Annotated in this window: 22 protein-coding genes; 4 read left to right on the top strand and 18 right to left on the bottom strand. The window is 56.6% G+C overall.

Features of this window, described 5'->3' with window-relative positions; translation table 11 throughout:
* Position 1 precedes the first annotated feature (1 nt).
* From OYT1_RS00670 to OYT1_RS00655, 4 genes are all read right to left on the bottom strand, one after another.
* On the bottom strand, positions 2 to 496 hold the full coding sequence (locus OYT1_RS00670) for a Dps family protein (protein ID WP_062625817.1): 495 nt from the start codon (positions 494 to 496) through the stop codon (positions 2 to 4).
* Positions 497 to 550: 54 nt separating this feature from the next.
* Complete coding sequence (locus OYT1_RS00665) at positions 551 to 715, bottom strand: rubredoxin (protein WP_062625818.1); 165 nt, start codon at positions 713 to 715, stop codon at positions 551 to 553.
* A gap of 13 nt (positions 716 to 728) precedes the next feature.
* Complete coding sequence (locus OYT1_RS00660) at positions 729 to 1,196, bottom strand: rubrerythrin family protein (RefSeq protein ID WP_062625819.1); 468 nt, start codon at positions 1,194 to 1,196, stop codon at positions 729 to 731.
* Between the two features lie 139 nt (positions 1,197 to 1,335).
* Positions 1,336 to 2,253, bottom strand: a complete 918-nt coding sequence (locus OYT1_RS00655; RefSeq protein WP_062625820.1) for a LysR substrate-binding domain-containing protein — start codon at positions 2,251 to 2,253, stop codon at positions 1,336 to 1,338.
* Between the two features lie 341 nt (positions 2,254 to 2,594).
* On the opposite strand from OYT1_RS00655, the gene OYT1_RS00650 reads away from it, so the two are divergent.
* The 3 genes from OYT1_RS00650 to OYT1_RS00640 are packed head-to-tail and all read left to right on the top strand — an operon-like array spanning position 2,595 to position 6,811.
* Positions 2,595 to 2,876, top strand: coding sequence for a hypothetical protein (locus tag OYT1_RS00650; RefSeq protein WP_232013202.1), 282 nt, complete (start codon positions 2,595 to 2,597; stop codon positions 2,874 to 2,876).
* Position 2,877: 1 nt separating this feature from the next.
* Positions 2,878 to 4,032, top strand: a complete 1,155-nt coding sequence (locus tag OYT1_RS00645; RefSeq protein WP_062625821.1) for a TonB-dependent receptor — start codon at positions 2,878 to 2,880, stop codon at positions 4,030 to 4,032.
* Positions 4,033 to 4,045: 13 nt separating this feature from the next.
* A complete protein-coding gene (locus tag OYT1_RS00640; RefSeq protein WP_084611907.1) occupies positions 4,046 to 6,811 on the top strand; it encodes a bifunctional diguanylate cyclase/phosphodiesterase in 2,766 nt (921 codons plus the stop codon).
* Here OYT1_RS00640 and OYT1_RS00635 read toward each other — a convergent pair.
* Both OYT1_RS00635 and OYT1_RS00630 read right to left on the bottom strand, forming a co-directional pair.
* The gene (locus tag OYT1_RS00635) at positions 6,804 to 7,196 is read right to left on the bottom strand and encodes a GtrA family protein (protein ID WP_062625823.1); all 393 of its coding nucleotides are present in this window, start codon (positions 7,194 to 7,196) and stop codon (positions 6,804 to 6,806) included. The genes OYT1_RS00640 and OYT1_RS00635 overlap by 8 nt on opposite strands.
* Positions 7,197 to 7,201: 5 nt before the next feature.
* Entirely contained in the window at positions 7,202 to 8,299 is a 1,098-nt protein-coding gene (locus OYT1_RS00630; protein WP_172588488.1) for a glycosyltransferase family 4 protein, read from the bottom strand.
* 111 nt (positions 8,300 to 8,410) lie between these two features.
* On the opposite strand from OYT1_RS00630, the gene OYT1_RS00625 reads away from it, so the two are divergent.
* The gene (locus OYT1_RS00625) at positions 8,411 to 10,378 is read left to right on the top strand and encodes an acyltransferase family protein (protein WP_062625824.1); all 1,968 of its coding nucleotides are present in this window, start codon (positions 8,411 to 8,413) and stop codon (positions 10,376 to 10,378) included.
* Between the two features lie 6 nt (positions 10,379 to 10,384).
* Here the strand turns inward: OYT1_RS00625 and OYT1_RS00620 are convergent, their stop codons facing one another.
* The 12 genes from OYT1_RS00620 to OYT1_RS00565 form a co-directional block, all read right to left on the bottom strand.
* Positions 10,385 to 11,131 (bottom strand): glycosyltransferase family 2 protein, encoded by a 747-nt coding sequence (locus OYT1_RS00620; protein ID WP_062625825.1) that lies wholly within the window; start codon positions 11,129 to 11,131, stop codon positions 10,385 to 10,387.
* Positions 11,132 to 11,144: 13 nt separating this feature from the next.
* Positions 11,145 to 12,398 (bottom strand): O-antigen ligase family protein, encoded by a 1,254-nt coding sequence (locus OYT1_RS00615; protein WP_062625826.1) that lies wholly within the window; start codon positions 12,396 to 12,398, stop codon positions 11,145 to 11,147.
* Positions 12,399 to 12,401: 3 nt separating this feature from the next.
* Entirely contained in the window at positions 12,402 to 14,228 is a 1,827-nt protein-coding gene (locus OYT1_RS00610) for a polysaccharide biosynthesis protein (protein WP_062625827.1), read from the bottom strand.
* Positions 14,225 to 15,163 (bottom strand): MraY family glycosyltransferase, encoded by a 939-nt coding sequence (locus tag OYT1_RS00605; RefSeq protein WP_232013238.1) that lies wholly within the window; start codon positions 15,161 to 15,163, stop codon positions 14,225 to 14,227. Before OYT1_RS00605 ends, OYT1_RS00610 begins: the two co-directional genes overlap by 4 nt.
* 85 nt (positions 15,164 to 15,248) lie before the next feature.
* Complete coding sequence (locus tag OYT1_RS00600; protein ID WP_062625829.1) at positions 15,249 to 16,451, bottom strand: DegT/DnrJ/EryC1/StrS family aminotransferase; 1,203 nt, start codon at positions 16,449 to 16,451, stop codon at positions 15,249 to 15,251.
* Entirely contained in the window at positions 16,451 to 17,086 is a 636-nt protein-coding gene (locus OYT1_RS00595; RefSeq protein WP_062625830.1) for an acetyltransferase, read from the bottom strand. The genes OYT1_RS00600 and OYT1_RS00595 overlap by 1 nt, the downstream gene beginning before the upstream one ends.
* Positions 17,083 to 17,676 (bottom strand): sugar transferase, encoded by a 594-nt coding sequence (locus tag OYT1_RS00590; protein ID WP_062625831.1) that lies wholly within the window; start codon positions 17,674 to 17,676, stop codon positions 17,083 to 17,085. Before OYT1_RS00590 ends, OYT1_RS00595 begins: the two co-directional genes overlap by 4 nt.
* On the bottom strand, positions 17,673 to 18,803 hold the full coding sequence (locus OYT1_RS00585) for a glycosyltransferase (protein WP_062625832.1): 1,131 nt from the start codon (positions 18,801 to 18,803) through the stop codon (positions 17,673 to 17,675). The genes OYT1_RS00590 and OYT1_RS00585 overlap by 4 nt, the downstream gene beginning before the upstream one ends.
* Positions 18,800 to 19,687 (bottom strand): glycosyltransferase family 2 protein, encoded by an 888-nt coding sequence (locus OYT1_RS00580; RefSeq protein WP_145983646.1) that lies wholly within the window; start codon positions 19,685 to 19,687, stop codon positions 18,800 to 18,802. The genes OYT1_RS00585 and OYT1_RS00580 overlap by 4 nt, the downstream gene beginning before the upstream one ends.
* The gene (locus tag OYT1_RS00575; protein WP_062625834.1) at positions 19,684 to 20,562 is read right to left on the bottom strand and encodes an alpha-1,2-fucosyltransferase; all 879 of its coding nucleotides are present in this window, start codon (positions 20,560 to 20,562) and stop codon (positions 19,684 to 19,686) included. The genes OYT1_RS00580 and OYT1_RS00575 overlap by 4 nt, the downstream gene beginning before the upstream one ends.
* Before the next feature lie 3 nt (positions 20,563 to 20,565).
* Entirely contained in the window at positions 20,566 to 21,243 is a 678-nt protein-coding gene (locus OYT1_RS00570; RefSeq protein WP_197714097.1) for an FkbM family methyltransferase, read from the bottom strand.
* A gap of 71 nt (positions 21,244 to 21,314) precedes the next feature.
* Complete coding sequence (locus OYT1_RS00565) at positions 21,315 to 22,034, bottom strand: class I SAM-dependent methyltransferase (RefSeq protein ID WP_197714096.1); 720 nt, start codon at positions 22,032 to 22,034, stop codon at positions 21,315 to 21,317.
* Positions 22,035 to 22,044: the final 10 nt, after the last annotated feature.

The raw sequence follows: 22,044 nt of genomic DNA, 5'->3' as shown, positions 1-22,044 counted from the left end.
CTTAGTCCTCCAACAAACTACGCAACATCCACGCATTCTTCTCATGGATCTGCATGCGTTGTGTGAGTACATCTGCGGTCGGCTGGTCGTTAGCTTCGTTGACCACGGGGAACATGGCTCGCGCGGTGCGAACCACCGACTCCTGCCCGGCGATGAGCTGACGGATCATCTCTTTGGCACCCAGCAAACCTTCGCTTTCGGAGATGCTCGTCAACTCAGCGAACTCGCGATAACTCCCCGGAGCGGGGAAACCCAAGGCGCGAATGCGCTCAGCAAGCAGATCCACCGCCATCCACTGCTCGTTGTACATATCCATGAACAACAAGTGCAGGGTCTGGAACATCGGCCCAGTCACGTTCCAATGGAAATTGTGAGTCTTGAGGTAAAGAGTGTATGTGTCGGCGAGCAGATGCTTCAAGCCATCTGCGATCTCGGCGCGCTGCGTGTCGGAAAGTCCGATGTCGATGCGAGATACGTCTGTCTTCTTGGTAGTCATGATCTTCTCCTTAGAGTGATTGCACCCACCTGCCGATGGCAAGTGGGTAACGGGTCAAATCTCCCGCATATCGAAATCAGCCTTGGCCACCCCGCAGTCAGGACAATTCCATTCGTGCGGAACGTCCTCCCAGCGAGTGCCTGCGGCGATTCCGTGTTCGGGGTCACCTTTTGCTTCGTCATAAACGAAACCACATACGATGCATTCGTACACTTTCATGTTGTACTCCTTTTCAAGCAATGCTGTTCAATTGGGTGCGGTACTGGTTGGCGTGGCGCTCTTCCACGCGGGCCAATGCGGCGAAACGTTTAGCTGCCTTTGCCAGCGTGGCGGCGAAACGGGTGGCATGCTCCTTCGACTCGGCGATCTGCTCATCGATCTCCTGTACCGCGTCGCTTCGACCTTCGGCTTCGGCGGCGTGACGGAACGCCGGATACATCTCGGTGAACTCGTAGGTCTCACCTTCGATGGCCATATTCAGACAACGCGCGGGACTCATCTGATCGGCAGGAAACAGCAAATCAAGATGACCGAAAGCGTGCTGCACCTCCTGATCTGCCGTCTCCTCGAACACTCGGGCGCTGGCTTCGTCTCCGGCAGCACGGCACAGCTTGGCAAAATATCGATATTTGATGTTGGCCATCGACTCGCCGGCAAACGCCGCTTCGAGATTCTTGATGGTGGCGGAGGCGTTACTCATGATGCTTTCCTTTCGTAAGTTTGTTAGCGACAGGTGCATCTTAGAAGTCTGGCGATCAGCCTTCCAATTGATTCTCGATATGAGGGTGATAGGAGATGCCTATGAAGAAGTGAACCACATCAGGCGGATGCCGCGATGATCAGGCCGGTGTGCAGCCGGGCAGCTCGCAATCCAGAATGGCGCGATGCAGAAGATCGATGACGCGGTGGCGCGGAAAGCTACTGCGCCATACCAGTCCGACGCGGCGACTGGGTTCGGGGGCGACGAATGGCAGGATAGCCAGCGTCGGGTCATTACCGGTGAGCGGATCGGCCGCGCTGGCTGGCATCACCGTCACGCCCATGCCGGTGGACACCATGCGGCGCAACGTCTCCAGCGAGCTGCCTTCCAGCAAGCGAGGCAAGCGCCCACTCAGGCCGCTACTGGCGTGAGCACACAGGTCTAACACCTGATCGCGGAAACAGTTGCCGGCGGATAGCATCAACAAGGGCTCGTCCAGCAGCCAAGCCGGCTGCACCGCTGATTCGCCCTGCCATCGGTGGCCGGCAGGCACCACGGCACGGAATGGCTCGTTGTACAGCGGCAGCGCCACCATGCCGCTCTCTACATGCGGCAAGGCGATGATGATCACGTCGATCTCGCCATGCCGCAAAGCCTCCAACAAACGGTCAGTGTAGTTCTCCTGCAATACCAGCGCCAGCTGCGATGCTCGTTGGGCAAGCAGGGGGGCCAGAACCGGCAACAAATAAGGTCCGATGGTGTAGATCGCCCCCAAGCGTAGCGTGCCACTAAGATGATCCTTGCCTTCGGAAGCGATATCTTTGATGCGATCAGCTTCGGCCAAAGTACGTTCAGCCTGCTGAACGATGCGAATACCGATGGGAGTGAGCTGGAGCTCGTTATTGCCACGCTCGAACAAAGCCACTCCCAGCTCGTCCTCAAATTTTTTGATGGCAACCGAAAGTGTGGGTTGCGACACGAAACAACGCTCAGCCGCATGACCAAAATGGCGCTCGGCAGCCAATGCGACAAGGTAGCGTAATTCGGTAAGAGTCATAGTTTTGCCATCCTAGCACGGTGACACACTGAATCATGGCCTCGTCGTGGACTTTTCAGACTTGACGCTTCCCTGCTTATCAGTTCTACTTCCATCACCCACCCAAAGAGGTGGGGATAACCCCACCAATTTAGAGGTGGCATTCCAAGAGTACTGGAATATATTAGGAATAGAGGAGAGTTCCATTGTCCCAGCGAATTGCATCAACTCGTTGGTTTATAAGGGGTGTATGCGGAGCCCTCGGCCTACTGTCGCTTTGCGTTAGTGCCGTCGAGGTGATCGTTCATCCAAATGTTACCGCGACTGCGCTAACGGTCAGCACTGCGCGCTCAACATTTGGCATGCGACAAAACAAATGGCCTGATGGCACGCCTGTTCGGGTATTCGTACTCGCTGACGCACACCCTTTGCATAATGCCTTTTGCAAGGAAGTTCTGGATGTCTTTCCCTACCAGCTACGACAGTCTTGGGATAGGCAGGTGTACTCCGGCATCGGCCAAGCTCCCACTGAGTTGTTTTCCGAAGAACAAATGATCGAGCGGGTGTCCACGACACTCGGCGCGATCGGCTACGTCAAGAAAGTGAGCGACCATGATGCGGTTCGCATTATCACTGTGCACTAGTATGCTGCTCAGCGCAGCCAGCGCACGGGCAGGAGAACTGCCTGAAAGTTTACAAATCCACGGCTTTGTCAGTCAGTCTGCCGTATGGACCAGCGACAATCGAGTCGGCGGCAGCCAGCCCGGCAAAGCCGGATTCGACATGTACGAGCTTGGCGGCAACCTGTCATGGCGACCCAATGGGAACTGGTTACTCTCGGGACAGTTGCTGTCACGTCGCGCAGGTGGCATTGATAGCTCGACGACACGAGTGGACTATGCATTCATTGACAGCAACTTGCTGGACATGTCCGAGCAGCGTGTCGGTATCAGACTGGGCAAGATCAAGAATTCGTTCGGCCTCTACAACACGACCCGAGACGTTGCGCACACTCGCCCTGGCGTGCTTCTCCCCCAGTCCATCTATCACGATCAGGTGCGCAGCTTTTTTCTGTCGGCACCCGGCGTAGCTCTATATGGAGACCGAGAGATAGCCGGCGGCAGCCTGTATTGGCAGATCAGCGCGATTCGTCCCGAGGTCAATGATCGCAATCTGACTGCCTTCATGGTCGATCAACAGCCGGGAAGTTTTGATGGACGCACTTCGATACTGGGACAAGTGCTCTATGACTTTGATGGTGGGCGTTGGCGCAGCGGCCTCTCTTTAGGTTCACTGAAGATGCGCTATCAGCCCGCCCCCATAGACTTCCTGCATGCCGGAACTATCACGCTCAACACAGGCGTATTGTCGCTGGAGCACAACACAGAAGCATGGACGCATACCGTCGAATACGCGCTGACCCACCAAATACGCAATGGCTTTAACGTACCCGTTGCACCGATACTCGACATGGGAAGCACGATCGAAGCCGTGTACCTCCAGACTCAGTGGCGCTTTATCCCTCGCTGGCAAGCGCTGGCACGTTTCGATGCCGTATATCTTGATGCGAATGATCGTAATGGGCAGCGCTTCTCGACCATGACAGGCCTACCGTCGGCTCAGCGTTACGCGCGCGACTGGACGCTAGGTTTACGTTTTGATCCCAGCAAAGACTGGTCACTCTTTCTGGAAGGTCATCACGTCAATGGAGCTGCTTGGCTATCCAAGTTAGACAATCCGCCGATGGTACTCACCTCGCCCTGGAATCTGCTATTGATGCAGGCCGCGTGGCGCTTCTAAGCAAGGAACGCGGATGACACCTCCTTTACGCCCACGAAACTTTCTCAGTATCCGCTGGAAAATACTGCTATTGGCAGGCTTCGTCTTGTGTGTCACCGGCGGACTGTTCGTATGGCAGCAATATCGCATTGAGCTACGTCAGTTCGACCAAGCTCAAGCCGAGGGTCAGGTAAGAGCGCAAGAGCTGGTCCAGCGATTATTCAAATTGCAGGCGGATCGATTGCAGATGCAGGCGCTCATGTTCGCTGGCTTGCCGAACGTACGGCAGGATCTGATCGATCGGCAGCAGGGGAGCTTGGAGCGAGACTTGGAGGGGTTGTGGTCCGAACTCAATATGGGCCAGGGTTTGCTGGCGGTCAGCATCTATGACAACCATCAGCAGCGACTCGCGGGCTGGGGTGAGTATGGCTCGGCACAACAATCGCGCATGGCCATTGCCGCCGAACGCCAAGAGCGGCCATTGAGTTGGCTGGAATGCGCACAACAATGTGCCTACCAGTTGGTCACGCCAATCTCATATCGAGGGGAAACGCTAGGAGCAATCGCGGTAACCGGCAATCTAGAAAACATCATCCTCGATCTACGCCAACTGATTGGGGCCGAGGTAGCCGTGTTTGCCGGCAAGCCACAAAGAACCACCACCCCGCTCAGCGGAATGTCCCTGTTATCGTTCAGCGGAGGAACGGCCACACAAGAGCTGCTGAATACCGCCATCCATCGCTCTTGGCAGAAGGGACAGGTTCAACTCGGCCTAGACAATCGAATCCATCAACTGATGCTAGTGCCTGTTAGCGATGGATTACAAGCTCATCTAGTGTTCGCGACGGATGTTACGACGCAGGTACGAGCGATACGCGCCGCTGCGCGCCGAAGTTTCTGGTTGGGCTGTGTCGCCTTATTGCTGGGATTGGTGTTACTTTACGCAATGTTGCGTCCAACCATGCGCCGCCTCCAACATGTGACAGGCTTGCTACCACTGCTCGGGGAGGAACGCTTTGAAGACGTGCGCAAGAGTTACCGCGCTCGTCCGCGCGGCCGTTTTCCTGACGAAGCGGACGAACTGGAATCGTTGGCCGTGATCCTATCCAGCCGACTCGAAGGACTACGTACCGAGTCACGCGAACATTTGCACGACCTTGCGGCACAAGCGAATCAACTAGAGCGCGAGCGTGATCTCTTCTATAGCCTGTTCAACACCGCCCCTGTTTTGATCCTCACCTATGGCCGCGACCGGCGCATCCGCATGGCCAATGCAACCGCCCATGAGCTAAGCGGGCAAAGTTCGGGAAGCATCTTGGGGCAAGATTTTGCTGATATTTTTCTAGATACTTGGCAGCGCAATGGGTATCCACAGGAGCTGGCAGGCATGATGTCGGGCAATGTCTATCACGGCGAATCGAATCGACTCCAGCCGGATGGCACGGTACGTGACATCGTGTGGTTTCATACTCGACTCGCGCATGAGGCAGGAGAAACTCCCGCCTATCTGTCCGTCGGCATGGATGTAACCGAGCACCGGCAAACCAAGCATCAACTTCATAAACTGTCGGAGTGCGATGCGGTCACTGGGCTGCTCAATCGCCGAGCGTTCAAGCGTGAGCTCGATGCCTTGCTCACTGTCGGCGAGCAAGGGACGATGTTGGTATGCGATCTCGACCAATTCAAAGTGGTCAACGAGGCGGAAGGACACGAAGCGGGAGATGCCCTGCTACAGGCATTCGCCGCATACGTCGAAACCTTGACTCCCACCCCTAGACTCATGGCGCGTTTAGGCAGCGATGAGTTCGCCCTCGTATTTTCCGAGCTGAACAGCACGGATGCCATCGCACTCGCACGCCAACTAAATCACATTCAGCCGCAGCAAATGGCGCGACTGCAAACAGCTCAAGCGCTATCAACGTGTGTTGGCATGGTTCAGTTCCCCATGCACGGACAGGATGCCGATACGCTACTCGGTAGCGCCCAGTTCGCATTGCTTCAGGCACAAGATAAAGGGCACGGCTCTTGGCATCTGTACTCAGCGGACGACCCACAACGAGATTCCATGGGCAAACGGGCACACTGGAAACGTGAAGTGGAGCGAGCGCTAGAAGATGGGCGCTTGGTACTGCACTTCCAGCCCATCCGCAACATCGCCAAAGGCACCATCAGCCATTACGAAGCCCTGCTGCGCTTGGTCGGGGAGGATGGCAAGCTGGTAATGCCGGGTGACTTCATCGAGGCAGCTGAAAGTACCGGCCTGATTCGCAGGGTCGATCGTTGGGTGATCGAAGCGGTCGTCGCTTTCGCCGCAGGGCGTCCTGAATTCAAGGTGGCGCTCAATCTTTCGGGCCGCAGTTTCGATGACGATCTGGCCTTTGAGACGATGAAAGCAGCACTCAAACGCCATGGGGTAAAAGGCAAGAATCTACAACTGGAGATCACTGAGACTGCCGCTCTGGCCAATATGAGTAAAGCGACCCGCGTGATGGCGCAACTGCGTGGCTTGGGCTGTGCGTTTGGGCTGGATGACTTCGGCGTCGGCTATAGTTCGTTCCAATATTTGAAGGAACTACCCATCGATTTCGTCAAAATCGATGGCTCCTTCATTCGTGGATTGACCAGTAACGCGGACGATGTGATGTTCGTGCGCGCCCTGAACAATGCAGTTCAGGGCTACGGCAAGACCACTGTTGCGGAATTCGTCGAGGATGAAGCGACACTCGCCCTGTTGCGTGAGATCGGCGTGGATTGCGCGCAAGGCTACCTGATCGGCCGCCCAGCGGCGACGCTCATTTAGCGCGCTGGTGGAACACAAAGAAGCGTAGCGCTAGGAACATCGCCACGATATACACCGACGTGGAAAGCGCTTGCGCCAGCATTTCGTGAATGCCGGCTTGTAAGGCAAAGCGGAGTATCAGTAGATTGATGGAAAAGCATAAAGCGAAGGCCAACAAATAGCGCGCGCCCTGTGCGCTCATCTTTCCCTCGTGGCGGAACACAAAGCGACGCGACACGAAGAACCCCAATACCAAGCCGACAAGATAGCCCGCCGCATTGGCGACGTAAGGTTGGTAACCGAGCGCGGTAAGACCAAAAATGGTAGCGAAACCAGCCACGGTATTGATCGCACCTGAGAGTGAATAGCGCGACAAGATGCCAGCTTCGTGTTTGATTCGGGTCATTGGGTTTAGTAGGGGCTATCGGTGTGTGGGTTGCTTGTAGCGCCATCACTCTTGGATAACGCTCGGTAGATTGTCTCACACTCCTGCGCCACCGCATCCCAGCCATGGCGGAATGCGGGCACGGGAGTGATACGCTGCAACTGTTGCTCGACCGCCCGCACCCAATCCTCCAAGCTCTCCGCCAATCCGATCACAGACCCAGAGTCAGCACTAACTTGCTCCGAAGCCCCGCAGGCGTCGGATACGACTACGGGGACGCAAGCAGCCATCGCCTCGGAGATGACCATACCGTAAGGCTCCGCCTTGGCTGGATGAAGCAGCACATCAAAGTCACGCAAATAATCCGCGTCGGTACGCCAGCCCAACAACTGGAAACCTCCCAGCCAACCTGCGAATAGATGCTCGATCTCATCCGCTCGGGGGCCGACCACCCAAAATTCGAGCTTAGGGCGAGTGCGCCGTAACTGAGCAACGATCTCGACGGCCAAGGGCAAACCCTTGCGTTGCCACTCTCGGCCGACGAACCCGACGATGCCTCCGTTTTCGGCAGCGACTCTGTTTGGACGACTCGCACTAGGAATCACACCAGGCACGACGGGTACAGTCAATTTGTGCGCGTACTCGGGGTAGTAGCGCGCTAGCAGGTCTCGGATAATCTCGGAGTTGGGGATAATGGCTTGCGCTCTGGCCAACTCGCGTCGCTCGAGATACAACTGCGCCCAGATACGCAGCGAGAGTTTTTTCCACCAAGGCCGCTCACGCACGCTGGCAAAGGGCGGGCCATGGAAGGTGGTCACATGATGCACATCGACACGTTCATGACTGTGGATCAACCAGTCGGGGTGTGGATGCTCACGCAGCCAAGTCGCGACTTGGCGACTGAAACGCAAATAGGCGATCCAGCGTGGGCGCGGCCGAATGTCACCCAGCTCTACCACGGTGATGCCTTGGGGCAGAGCGACATGGCAACGTGCGCACACCACCACGACCTGATGTCCTTGTGCGGCGAGTTCGCGGGTGAGCTCCCACACGTAACGCTCCATTCCGCCAACTGGACCGTAGCGGCGCACAACGTGAATCAGTTTCAACGGCTCATCAGACATGGAGGGGGCACGCAGAGCCAGTATAATCCGGCCTCAAATCTAAAGACCCGCATGGTATGCAAAAGCTGGAAGAAAAACTATCCCTGATGAGCTTCGGCATCTGACTAGCCCATGACAATAGCTACTCCCACTTACAGCAAGAGCGACTATCGTCCAGATATAGATGGACTTCGGGCCATTGCTGTCTTATCGGTCGTCGCATATCACGCCTTTCCGAGCCTCATTCACGGGGGCTTCATCGGCGTAGATATTTTCTTCGTCATCTCCGGCTATCTGATCTCCAAACACATCTGGGAAGAGCTAGGGGCAGGCACGTTCAGCATCAAGACATTCTACGTTCGCCGCATTCGGCGAATCTTTCCAGCTCTGAGCGTAGTATTGCTGGCCAGTCTGCTGGCTGGCTGGGTGATCCTGTCGCCGGGGGAGTATGAGCAACTCGGCAAACACGTCGAGAGTGGGGCTGGATTCGTCGCCAACCTGATCTTCTGGAAAGAGGCTGGTTATTTTGATAATGCGGCCGACACCAAGCCACTATTACACCTGTGGTCTTTGGGCATCGAGGAGCAGTTCTACATCGTTTGGCCGCTGATCCTCGCCTTTCTCTGGCGACGCCCCAACCATGCGACTTGGGTTTTCCCTATCGTACTGGGCGCATCATTTGTCTATAGCCTAGTGCTGGTGCAGCAGAACGTAGTCGCTGATTTCTACTCTCCACTGTCGCGGTTTTGGGAGCTGGCATTCGGGGCTATGTTGGCGCATACAGCAACACAACGTATCTCGATGACCCAAGTACAGCGCAGTCTGCTCGCTTGGCTAGGGCTGGCATTGATTTTCGTCGGCGTGTCGGTACTCGATAGCCACGACCTTTTCCCTGGCGCCTGGGCGCTGCTCCCGGTAGTGGGTGCAGCCTGCCTGATCCAGGCCGGTGAGCGCGCTTGGCCTAATCGTCATGTGCTTTCACGCGACAGCATAGTGTGGATCGGACTCATCAGCTATCCACTTTATCTGTGGCATTGGCCGCTACTGTCTTTCGCACGCATCATGGAGTCGGCCACGCCCTCTCCCATGCTACGACTGGGATTGGTGATAATCAGCGTTGTGTTGGCTTGGTTAACCTACCGCCTGATCGAACGCCCGATACGCTCTCAGGCACGCTCACGCAACCTTATCCGAGCGCTTTGCCTGAGCATGCTGGCAGTGGCTTTAGCTGGGGAGGCTGTACGCAAACTGGATGGCGTCAAATGGCGGATGTTGTCCATGCTGAACGGAGACCCTACGACCTTGATCGTGGGTAAGGATAAAGATCATTGGCCGCACGCGTGTGGGCTGAGTGAAGAACAGCAGCAGAAGTTCCAATATTGTACCCGCAGCGCACCCCGCGCCCATTACGCACTCCTCGGCGACAGTAAGGGCGAAGCACTGTTCTATGGATTGGTACGCGAATCTTCGCCTGACATGAGCTGGGTCATGCTAGGAACGGTTTATCCGCCGAGTACGAACCCGGCGGCAGAGGATCGCCAGCAAGCGAAGAATCAGCTCGCGTGGAAAACCGTGGAGCAAGATCCTGATATTTCGGTGGTGCTTATGGTCATGGCACTGCGCGGCATCTTCCCATTGGACAGTGAGACGGGCTTCATCTCTGGCAGTCCGGCAGCGGGGATATTGGACTCGTACAGCCGAGCGATAGGCCGACTTGAAAGTGCGGGGAAACGCGTGATGTTCGTGATCGACAACCCGACTTTCCCTGATCCACGCAGTTGCATCAGCGGAGGACTAACCGGAAGTGAGTTGCTCAATCGCTACTTGCGACGCAATGAGAATCCGCGATGCACGCTCAAATACAGTGAGCATCTCAAAGGAGTCCAAGCCTATTACGACTTCATCCAGCAATTGAAACTACAGCATCCGACGCTTGCTGTTTACGATCCCACACCGTTGTTGTGTGACGCCCCCAAGAACCAGTGTGTTGTCACACGCAACGGTAAGTTTCTATATAGCTATGGTGATCACATCTCGGATACAGCGAATTCGATGCTAGCGCAGGACATGTTGCCTAAAGTACGCGAATTAGCGCGCTGAGCTGGCTCAAGACTTTTGTTTCAGCCAGAGTTTGATGTAGCGGTAGTAGCTGTTCTCGGCATTCATCACGGCTAACATGAAACCTTCACGCCCATCGAGAAAGCCCGCCCGCAGCACATAGGTTCGATAGAACGCCCAGCTGCCGTGCAAGATCGCCTGCGCCAGACCTCCCCGCTTACCTTTTGCATCCATCTGTTCGGCAGCGGCACTGGAATAGTGATTTAATTTGGAGATCACACTTTCCACGTCCCGATAGGTGTAATGGATCAAGGGCTGACTCAAGCTCTCCACTCGGCCTTGAAGTTGTACCGACTCATGCACCAAGGCCTCACTGAATCGCCCCGCCCCACGTTGGAATAGACGTAGTACATAGTCTGGATACCAGCCCGAATGTCGAATGAATCGCCCGCAAAAGCTGGAGCTACGTGGCAGCCGATAACCTTCAGCCTGCGGTGAGGCCAACACCGCTTTGATTTCTGCGTGCAGCTGTGGCGAGACCCGCTCATCAGCATCTAATGACAGTACCCAGTCTCCTGTTGCATAAGCTAATGCACGGTTCTTTTGCACACCAAACCCTAGCCAATCGAGATGCGAATACACGTTGGGGGTGAATTCGTGAGCGACCTCAAGGGTTCCATCGGTACTGCCGGAGTCCACGACAATGATCTCATCCGCCCACGCAACCGAAGCAAGGCAGTCACGAATATTGGCGGACTCGTTATGCGTAATGATAATGATCGAAAGGCTGGGCATGGGCGAAATCCCGTCAGGCGGTTGGTGTCTGCTCATCCAGCCTAGCGAACAACCAAGCCGTAAAGAAGGCAAAGAACAAGCCTTCGGTATGATCCAACAGCATGGAGTTGAGTAGGCAGGTTAGAACATAGGCCACGACTAAGCCTTGTGCGGCAACGCGCTCAAAGGGTGGAAGTCGGTTAGCACAGCGCCATTGGGTGAAGAAAAGCAGCAGTAGCAACAGCGTACCGGGCAACCCCACTTGCACCGCCAGCATCAAGTATTCGTTATGCAGATTGGCGGTGATCGTCACGTCGGCGCCGGCGGCTTGCTGCTTATACGCTGCGGCTACTCCGCCGGTGCCGTACCCCGCCCATGGCCGCTGCTCGATCAGCTTCAGCGCATTCGCATAGAAATCGAATCGCGTCCCCATGGAAGAGAGGCTATGGTCTGCGCCCGGTTGCCACGTCTGCACTTCAGTCACGGCTGTCGCCACGCGATCATGAAAGCGAGGAACTGCCTGATAACTGACCGCAAGTAGGACGATAGGCAGCAACATGGCTGCCACGATAGATTTCCAACCCAGCGCCCGCCCCTGTTGCTGCAACTTGTCTCGCAGCACAGTCCAGCCTAGCCAGCTGAGTAAGGCCAGCAACACCAGATAGCCGGTACGCCCTTGAAGCATCAGCAGCACATTGCTCCAGGCCAGCAAGGTCAGAAGCAAAAATCCTAGACGCTGTCTGGAGGTGGTGGCAAGCCTAGCGCGGAGCGCGAAAAGAAAGCCGACATAACTGGTCAGCACGCCTTGCGTGATATGACTGTGAAAGATGCTGGGATTGTCCACCAATGCGGATGGGCCGATCAGGTAGCGCAAACTGGGGGTGATCGGCACTAGGTGCAAGCCGATCACCCAAGACAACACGAGCGCAAAAATCATGATGATAAAGAACGCCCGTAAGCTACGCTCACGCGTCACGGGTTCGCGCAGCAACAGCATAAGCAAGGGAATCACGGCAAGGTCCGCGTATTTACCAAGGATGCCCATGGCCTCGCCCCAAGGCGTAGTACCCCATAGCGTTCCAAAAAATAACACCCCGAACAGCGCAAATGATGAGCGCGCCACCGGATTGCTACGTATCAGCGCTGGAAGTGCGGTACCGAACACAGGAAGTGCAACTAGCAGCAAAACGGCCAAAACCAGATTGTTGACGGCGACTTGTTGCGGAACGGTGAAGGCCAGGGCGATGACTAGCCATTGGGCACTACGACTCAAAACGGACGAAGACATGAATCAATGACTCCTGAGATCCGGCGAGTATTCCGGCACCCAGCGAGTGAGCACCTGCTTCACGGCGGCATCGCTTTGTTGTGGGGCCTCAGCCCAGCTCAAAAGAGCCGCTTGAAGATCGACATCGGCTGCCCGCGCCTGAGCAATGCGTAGTTTCGCGTGCGGAGTAGGCAGAGTATGTTCATTATCAGCGAGCAACTCCTCATACAGCTTCTCACCAGGACGCAACCCAGTAAATTCGATCTTGATATCGTCTTCACCCATTCCAGACAGGCGAATCAACTCTTTCGCCAGATCGACGATCTTGACCGGCTCGCCCATGTCCAGCACGAATATCTCACCGCCCTGCCCCATCAGCCCGGCTTGTAACACCAACTGTGCCGCCTCAGGAATCGACATGAAGAAGCGGGTGATGTCGGGGTGCGTCACGGTAATCGGCCCACCTTTGGCGATTTGCTCGCGAAACTTCGGGATCACACTGCCGTTACTCCCCAGTACGTTGCCGAAGCGAACGATCACAAAGCGTGTGCCAATAGGTTGTTGCAGACTCTGACAGACCATCTCCGCCAAACGCTTACTCGCGCCCATCACATTGGTCGGGTTGACGGCTTTGTCAGTGGAGATCAGCACAAACTTACTGACCCCATACCGTTGCGCGGCTTGCGCCACCCGCCACGTCCCTAGCACATTATTCTGGATCGCCTGCCAAGCATTACGCTGCTCCATCAAGGGAACGTGCTTGTAGGCAGCCGCGTGGAAAACCACAGCGGGTTGCCAATGGCTCATCACCTCGTCTAACCGGGCCGAGTCACGCACATCGCCGATCAAGTATTCACAACGAAGCTCAGGCTGGCTGACGCGCAGCTCCTGCTCGATGGTGTAAAGGGCGAATTCACCTTGGTCGTAGAGTAGCAAGGAGGAAGGGCGGAAGCGCGCGATCTGGCGACATAGCTCAGAGCCGATCGACCCTCCAGCACCGGTGACCATCACCACCTGACCGGTAAGCAGGCGATGCAACCCGTCATCATCAAGCTGTATCGGATCACGTCCCAGCAAATCATCCAGCTCGACCTCGCGCAATTGAGACACCGATACTCGCCCACTCAGCAGATCATCAAACGAGGGCACGGTCAGTACTTTCACCCCAGCCTTTTGGCATAGGTCGATCACCCGCTTGCGCTGTTGGTGCGTGGCCGATGGCATAGCGATGATGGCCTGTCGAACGCTCGCTCGCTCCGCCCAAGCCGAAAGACTGTCAAGTGTACCGAGTACTTTGATGCCATCCAGTGAGCGCCCGATCTTGTCGGGGTTGTCATCCAGCATGCCCATCGGATGCCACAGCCTGCTACGTTGCAACTCACGAGACAAACTAACTGCCGCATCACCCGCACCGAGAATCAGCACAGGCTCGCTCGACAATCCCATCGAGCCAGAAAACTGACGCTCCTTCCACATCCGATAGAGTAGCCGATTGCCCCCCATCAACAACAATAGCAGCAGCGGATCGAGCAACAACACAGAACGAGGAATAACCACATTGCTGCGCAACATCCAAAACAGCAAGGGGATGGCGGAAGCGGAAAGCAATACTGCAAGCAAGATACGCCTAAAATCATTCAGGCTGGCATAACGCCAAATGCCTTGATACAAGCCAAAGTGCCAGAAGGCAAGACCCTGGAGCGGCACGACCCACACTAAGGTCTGCCACATTTCAGTCAAAAAGTGTGCAGGTGGCTCTAAGTTAAAGCGCAACAGGTAAGCCAAAATCCAGGCGAAAACAGCAATGCACAGATCATGGAGAATGGCCAGTTGGGTACGCGGGTGAATCATGGCATTTCACCCTGAAAGGTTTGCCAGCGCCGATGTATGAGGAACATCAATCCAGCATATATTGCGATCCAAGCTAGGAATGTTGTTACAACCCATGATGAGGACTGATGCAGTGCAATCATCCCTGTGATCGCTACGCCTATCATCAGCACGTACGCAGCGACCGCAAGTTGTTTATGACTCCATCCCATGTCGAGAAGTCGCTGATAGAAATGCTCACGGTGTGGCACGGTGATCTTTTTTCCGTGGAGCTTGCGTATCACTTGGGTGACTGAACTATCCGCAATGAAAGGAAAGAATACCAGTAGCGGGAACCAAAGTGACCAAAGCCCCAATTGCCACCCTGCGACACCCATCGCTGACACTAGGAATCCCAAGACCATCGAGCCGGAGTCGCCTAAAAATATTTTTGCTGGGGAATAGTTATAGTAGAGGAAGCCGAGTGCAGCTGCAGCCACTGAAAAATTCAGCATCGCAAAGGTTGGCTGACTCCCAATAAGCGCAGCTACGCCGTAAGCGGTGAAACCAAAGAATGCCATGCCGCCAGCCAGTCCATCCGCGCCGTCCATAAAGTTGTAAAGATTAGTCATCCACACAACAATGAAGAGCAAAACAGCGGCCAGCAGTGGATATTGCATCATCACTCCTGAGCCGAACAACAGTAAGAGTGAAGCTCCACTCTGCACCAGTAACCGAGTTCTTAACGGCACACCGCGCCTATCATCCATCAAAGAAACAACAAACACAGCCAAGAGGGGCAGCACAACCCACCAAGACAGCTCCTTGAATACCAAAACCCACGCAGCCAGAATACCTGCCAGCAAAGCGATGCCACCTGAGCGCGGAGTGGATGGGGGCTCTAGGTCTCTCTGCGCGTCGTGCTGTGTCGTCTGCGAGATATTTTTCCCATATACCAGCAAAGTGGTCACCAGCATGGTGATCAAAGCCGCAACCAGCGGTAGATAGTGGCTCATCGATTAGCTTAGCGTTAGGAGTATTGAGGGGCGGATTTTACGCACTTCACGTCTTTACTGCGACACTCAATACTTTTCTGATAGCTGCGACCATTTCAGCCATCTCATCTACTCCCAGCGTTGGATGCAGTAGAAAAGCAAGGCTAGTCTCGCCGCCCTGTTTGGCATTCGGTAACCGCCGCGCCGGATCGACCAGCCCAGCGAAGGCCTGCTCGCGGTAGATCTCGGCACAGCCGCCGTGGAAGCAGGGTACGCCTTCGGCAGTGATGGCCGCCACCACGCGGTCTTGCGACCAATCCGGGCGCAGGCGCTCAAGTTCGAGGAAGGCGTGCAGCCGATAATAGGCGTCGTTGACCCATTCCGGACGCACTGGGACATGCACGCCGGGTAGTCCAGCCACGCCCTCGGTCAGTTGCCGGGCGTTGGCTCGGCGCTGCGCCAGCCATTCCGGTAGTTTTTCCAGTTGCCGCAAACCGATGGCCGACTGCATCTCAGTCAGTCGCCAGTTACTGCCAAAACGGGTGTGCAGCCAGCGGTGGCCAGGCGGATGTGGCGTGTGATAGACCAACTCGTAGTCCTTGCCGTGATCCTTGTACGCCCATGCGCTCCGCCAGGCGGCTTCGTCCTTGAGCAGCAACATCCCGCCTTCACCGCCGGTGGTCATGATCTTGTCCTGACAGAAGGAGAAGGCAGCTGCATCGCCGAATGAGCCGACTTTACGTCCGCGATACTCGGCACCCACCGCTTGGGCGCAATCTTCGATTAGCTTTAAGTTATGTCTTAGTGCCAGATTCTGCAGTGCCTCCACGTCGCACGGCCAGCCACCTAGATGCACCGCAATGATTGCGCGAGTGCGCGGCGTGATGGCCGCCTCGACCGCAGTGACCGAGATGTTCTGGCTGTCCGCCTCGATGTCCACCACCACCGGAATCGCACCGCGCGCCACCACGCAACTAGCGCTGGCAATGAAGGTGCGCGCTGGGACGATGACCTCGTCGCCCGCACCGATGCCCAGCGCATACAAGGCCAGCTCCAGCGCCAGCGTGCCGTTGGCCAACGCGATGGCGTGCGGCATGTCGTGATAGCGGGCGAACGCCTGCTCAAACTGTTTGCCCAGATCACCGGTCCAGTAGTTCACCCGACCGGAACGCAACACCTCGGCGACTGCCGCGATCTCGTCCTCCGCGAACTGCGGCCAGCCGGGCATGGGAACGGCGCGCAACGGCGCACCACCTTCGATAGCAAGCATCAACTCTCCTGTTTTTTGATGATACGAGCGGGAACGCCCACGGCGACACACCCGTCCTCGATATTATCTACCACGGCTGCGCCCGCCCCTATGGTGACGTGCGCGCCCATGCTGATCTGCTGGATGACCGAGCTGCCGATGCCGATCCAGCTTGCCGCGCCGACCACCACTTCGCCGGCCAGACGCGCACCGGGGCACAGATGTACGCCGTCGCCGATGCGGCAGTCGTGATCCACGCTGGCCGACGTATTCACGATCACGCCGCGCCCGAGCACTGCGTCGGCTTGGATCACCGCCTGCGCGAACACCACACAGCCCTCGCCCAGCCGCGCCGATGAACTGACCCACGCCGTGGGATGTACGATGGCCGGCACAACAAACCCCTGCGCCCGCATCAGTTCCAGCAGGCGCAGACGGGTGGCGCTGTGGCCCACCGCGATGGCGGCAGCATCGTATTCGCCCAGCCAGCGACTGGCTTCGGCGGGCGCGCCCAGCACCGGCCAGCGCAACGTGCCATTCAGTTCGGCGTGGCGGTCGTCTAGGAATGCGATGCACGTCCAGCGTCCCGAGGCTTCCGCCGTTTCGGCCAGCACCTTGCCATGTCCACCCGCGCCTATGATCAACAAGCCGCTCATTTCCGACTCCCCGTGAATTTTTCCATGCTGACGTGCCCCGCATGACTGACGCCCTCGGAACGCACCACCTTCAACACTGTCAGCCCCAGTATCTTCATGTCCAGCCAGAACGACAGGTGATCCACGTACCAGACATCCAGACGAAACTTGTCTTCCCAGCTGATCGCATTACGCCCGTTCACCTGCGCCCAGCCAGTGATGCCCGGCGTCACCTCGTGGCGGCGCGCCTGCTCCGGCGAGTATAGCGGCAGATACTCCATCAGCAGCGGACGCGGCCCGACCAGACTCAGTTCGCCCTTCAGCACATTGAGCAACTGCGGCAACTCATCCAGACTGAGCTTGCGGATCATCTTGCCCAAAGGAGTGAGGCGCTCAGAATCCGGCAGTAACTCTCCGTAGGCGTCTGTAGCCGAGGTCATTGTACGGAACTTGTAGATAACGAACGGGCGACCATGCAGACCGGGACGCTGCTGGGCGAACACCACCGGCGTGCCCAACCGCCAAGCGATGAGCAACGCCACCAGCAAGATCAGTGGCCACAGCAGCAGCAACAGTAGCAGCGCCACCGTGAAGTCGAACCCGCGCTTCATGTCAGCAACCTGCGGTAATAATCCAGCCAAGCCGTCGCCACCGTCTCGCTACTGAAGTCGGCCTGCGCCCGCAATCGCGCCTGTGCTCCCAACTGGAGACGGCGCGCTGGGTCATCCGCCATCTCGCACAAGCAGGCCTGCAAGGCTGCGATGTCGCGCGGCGGGCAAAGCAAACCGGTGCGCCCCTCTTCCACGGCATCCACCACGCCATAGATGCGCGTGGCGATCGCCGGGATGCCCGCCGCCGCCGCTTCGATGACGACCGTGCCAAAGCCCTCGCGGTAGCTGGGCAGACAAAATACGTCGGCGGCAGCCATGTAATCTTCGGGACGCGCGGCATAGCCGACCTGATGCACCTGCGCAGCGCAGCCTGCTGTCAGCTCGGCCAGCGCCGGGAGTAGGTTCCCTTCGTCGGGGCCGACCAGCAGCAGGTGCGCATCAGGGTAGTCTTCCGCAATACCGGCAAAGGCGCGGGCCAGGTCGAGCACGCCCTTGTCCCGATTGAGCCGCCCGAGGAACAGAAACACTAGGTCGTCCTGCGGGATGCCCAGCTCCTGCCGGATGCGGGCGCGCACTGCTGCGTCCGGGCGGAAGCGCGCGATATCCACGCCCGAGATCGAGCCACAAGCCAGCACGCTGGATTGTTCCGCCGTGACCACGCCCTCATCCAGCAGAAACTGGCGTTGCGAAGCGCTGTCCGCCAGCACCTTCGTCGCTAGCCGGGCTATCAGCTTATCCATGCTCTTCAGCAGCCAACGGAACGCCCCGCGCTGCGTGACCCACACCTGCCCAGTGTAGATGTGGATGCGCACCGGCGTCCCCGCCAGACGAGCCGCGAGCATGGCGATCAGCCCAGCCTTGGGCGTGACCGAATGCACCACATCGAATTGCTGCTGACGAAACATCTGCGTCAAACACCACAAAGCCAGCAAGTCGCGCCACGGGGATATCTGCCGTTCGATGCTCACAGGCAGCACTGTCGCCACCCCGTCCAAGGCCGGAATGGATGCGCCAAGCGTCAGGTTGGCCACCACGCTCACCTCGAATGCTGTGGCCAGCTTGCGTATCGGCTGTTGCAGGAAGGCGGTCACCGTCATCGGGCTAGAAACAACCAGACAAACCTTCATTCCGCCTCCCTTCTGTTGGCATCGTCCGCTAGTCCGGCATGCACCTCCGCCCATTGCATCTCTTCGCCTTTCCCGATCGGGGAGCGGCCAGATACCATGCTGCGAGTGAAAAGGCAGGATGCGATACCGTCCCGCGCGACTCTCGCTAGGAACACCGACAGGGAAAGGAGCGCCGACCAGACATCGCCAACTGACCAAAAGTGACGCAGCTGCATCTTCAACACCGACCAGCGGATTCTCAATTGCTTGCCGGGCTGGATATGGTCTCGCACCCGATAGGCAAACAGTACTTCAGGCAATGTGGCGAACCGGCTATCCGCATGGCTGCGTAGCAATAACTCCTGATCCTCGCAAAGATAGGGGGCTGGGGATGCGTAGCGGTGACGGCGAAACCACTCGATGCGCCCCATCCAAGTGGGGTGGGGCAGATAGAAACCCAGCCAAGGACGGGCACATATCTGCTCATGGGTTTGCATGAAGGGAAGATTTCCGACCGACCGGTCGTCCATGGAGATCTTAGCAGCGCGCACGCCCAATAAATCCAGCTGTGGGTCTCGCTCCAACATAGCCACTTGCTTGGCGAAACGCTCAGGATACGAAACATCGTCCTGATCCATTCGCGCAAAATAACGTCCCCGTGCCATATCTATCGCCTCGTTCAGACGCGTTGCAAGCCCCTTGTTACGCCCATCCTGCTGGATATGTATGCGCGAATCGCAAATGTCGCGAATAGACTCCAGCGCCTGATCGGTTGATCCATCATCGATGAGCAGCAGCTCCCAATCTTGGTACGTCTGCCGAACGATAGAAAGCACCGCAGCCCGCAAATACTGGCCGGCATTGAAGATCGGCATGGCCACGGTGATCATCGGCGTTTGGCTCACAGCCGCACCCACCCTGCGGGGAAAAGGTCGTCCGTGCGGTTATCGTTGGCAAACCAATTGCGCGGTGCGATCACCAGCTTGTCGGCGCGGGCATTCAGCCAAGCCCCCCACCAGCTAAATGAGCTGTTGGCGATGATGTGATGGCGACACAAACTCATCAGCCGCATGTCGTTATAGCTTTCCGCACCCCGGTTGTGCGCGATGAAGTGACAGGGGGCATCCACCTGAAGGTTCGCCTGCACCCACGGCATATCATCCGAGAATACGAAGAACTCTGGGTGCGCTACTCGCTCGCCCATCATGCGGATCGCTGAACGGTAATACTCCAACGAGCAAACTCCGTGATTGGCATGGGTCTTGGCATTGGCAACATAATCTCCCCGACGGATATGCAGACTGACCGCATTGCATCCGGCGATATGCGCCGCCCATTCGGCATTCTGAAGGCCCAACGGCGACTGGAAGGTAAAATCGTCACGTATCGTTGCCTCAAACTTTCTGAAGTAATGCTCTGACTGCCAGTAGCCTTGCAGATAACTATCGTTAGGCACCGCAGACAAACCAGACCAGTAGTGAAAGTGCGGCTCGACAATAAATCCAGCTCTTCGCAGCCAAGTCATAGCCGGTCGCGCCACGATGCGCCGGATGCTTGGAACAGCCTGCCAGCCCAGAATATCACGCACCTCAACCTCGGAAGATAGCGCAATAGACCCGCCAAAGACGTTCTGTAACTCAAAGCCCTGATGCAAACCGTAACCCGTAAAACCGGCGGTATCGAGCTTCAGTGCCAATCCCCGCTCGAGCGACAAGGCACGTCCAGCAGCGAACTGGAACATCTGGTTGCCAAGTCCGCCGATGATTTGACTGATAATCACTGTTCAGCCCCGCTCCCAGCGCGCCTGCCATTGTCGACGATCGACAAAGATCGAGTTGATGAATGTATCCGCATACAGCATGTAGTCATGAGCTTGCATAAACTCGACGATATCCGTCAATTTTCGTGGCTCCTGTCGGGTCTCGTAAGTGATCGTTTCCACACATATGCAAGCAGGGCGATATTTGTCCCAGTCGATCTGCTCTAGGATCGTTTTGTCCAGCCCTTCGATATCCAGATTCATGAAATCAAGATCTCCCGCCATTTCCAGTATCTCATTGATTCCCCTGAGCCTCACAGACAGCGTCTTTTCGAGTCGATGCCCCATAGATACATAGCGCTCCATCTCATGGCGAGAAAAGGTATTCAAGGTCGGCGAATCCAGAATGAAAAACTCCGCCCTAGCCTCTCCCGAGAAGTGTACGCCTTCCTCAAGAACTCGATCTTTTGGCCGAGCTTTGCGTAATAGGTTTGCAAAATAAGGGTCTGGCTCTACTACTATTCCTGTTCCGCCCCTAGCGGAAAGCAACGCCGTATTAGATAGGTGATATGGGTGGTTCGCCCCCACATCCAAATAACGTTTGGGGCGAGCCCCACAAATCAGGTCGAGCAAAAAAACCACCAACAGGTCTTCCCCGCATTGCGAAAAAGATATCCGCCTGAACATAAACGATGGCTGCATCGAACGAATCCGGTTCCGAGTTGCCGGTGACAGATATCTCTTTAGTAAAGCACGCATTTAACTGCCCTCATTCATCGTTTGATAGCAACACAATGCCAACCAAAGCACGCCACATCGTCACTTTCATGACGATTCCCACGTAAGACAAAATACAGCAACGAGAGTCCGGACGTCAGATAGGCGAGAGGCCAACACCAATCTTTCTCCCTTCTTGCCATAGAGGGCAGTCGCATCACCTCCTGCCGCGCATAAGCGAACCAGTCACCATTGGCGGTCAGCTCACTGATGTCGAATCCCTTGTTCGGCAGATGATATTCATACCAGTAGCGACTGAACCCCGTCGCATAGTGATAGGGAGCAAAGTGAACGAGTGATGCGAAGGGCGCTGTCGTGATCAACCTCCCGCCCGGCTTGAGTAGCCTTGCAAATTCGTCCAGTGCTTTTGTTGCATCCGGCAAATGTTCAAATACCTCGCTACAAAGGATGACATCGAACGATGAGCTCGGCTCTGGTATATCGACGATGTCGCAGATGATATCTATCCGACTGGTATCCCAAACCCCCGTCTGAAGTCCCTTTGCATCACCGCTCCCCTCATACTGGCAAACGTCCTGTGACACGTAATCAAAATGGGCGCACAGCGGTTTGTTGCGCAACTCACCCGCTCCGGCATCAAGTATACGGAGGCCGCTAGGTAGTTCGCCCAGAGTCTTCGCCAGCCACACACCCCTCTGCCGTTCATTGACATTTACTTTTAGTAATTCCTTAACGCCTTCTTTGATGCCTTTCAACGGACTCTCC

The sequence above is a fragment of the Ferriphaselus amnicola genome, from assembly GCF_000974685.2.
Lineage (GTDB): Bacteria > Pseudomonadota > Gammaproteobacteria > Burkholderiales > Gallionellaceae > Ferriphaselus > Ferriphaselus amnicola.
Note: the sequence above shows the minus strand (reverse complement) of the source record. Positions and strands in the feature narration are given on the sequence as shown.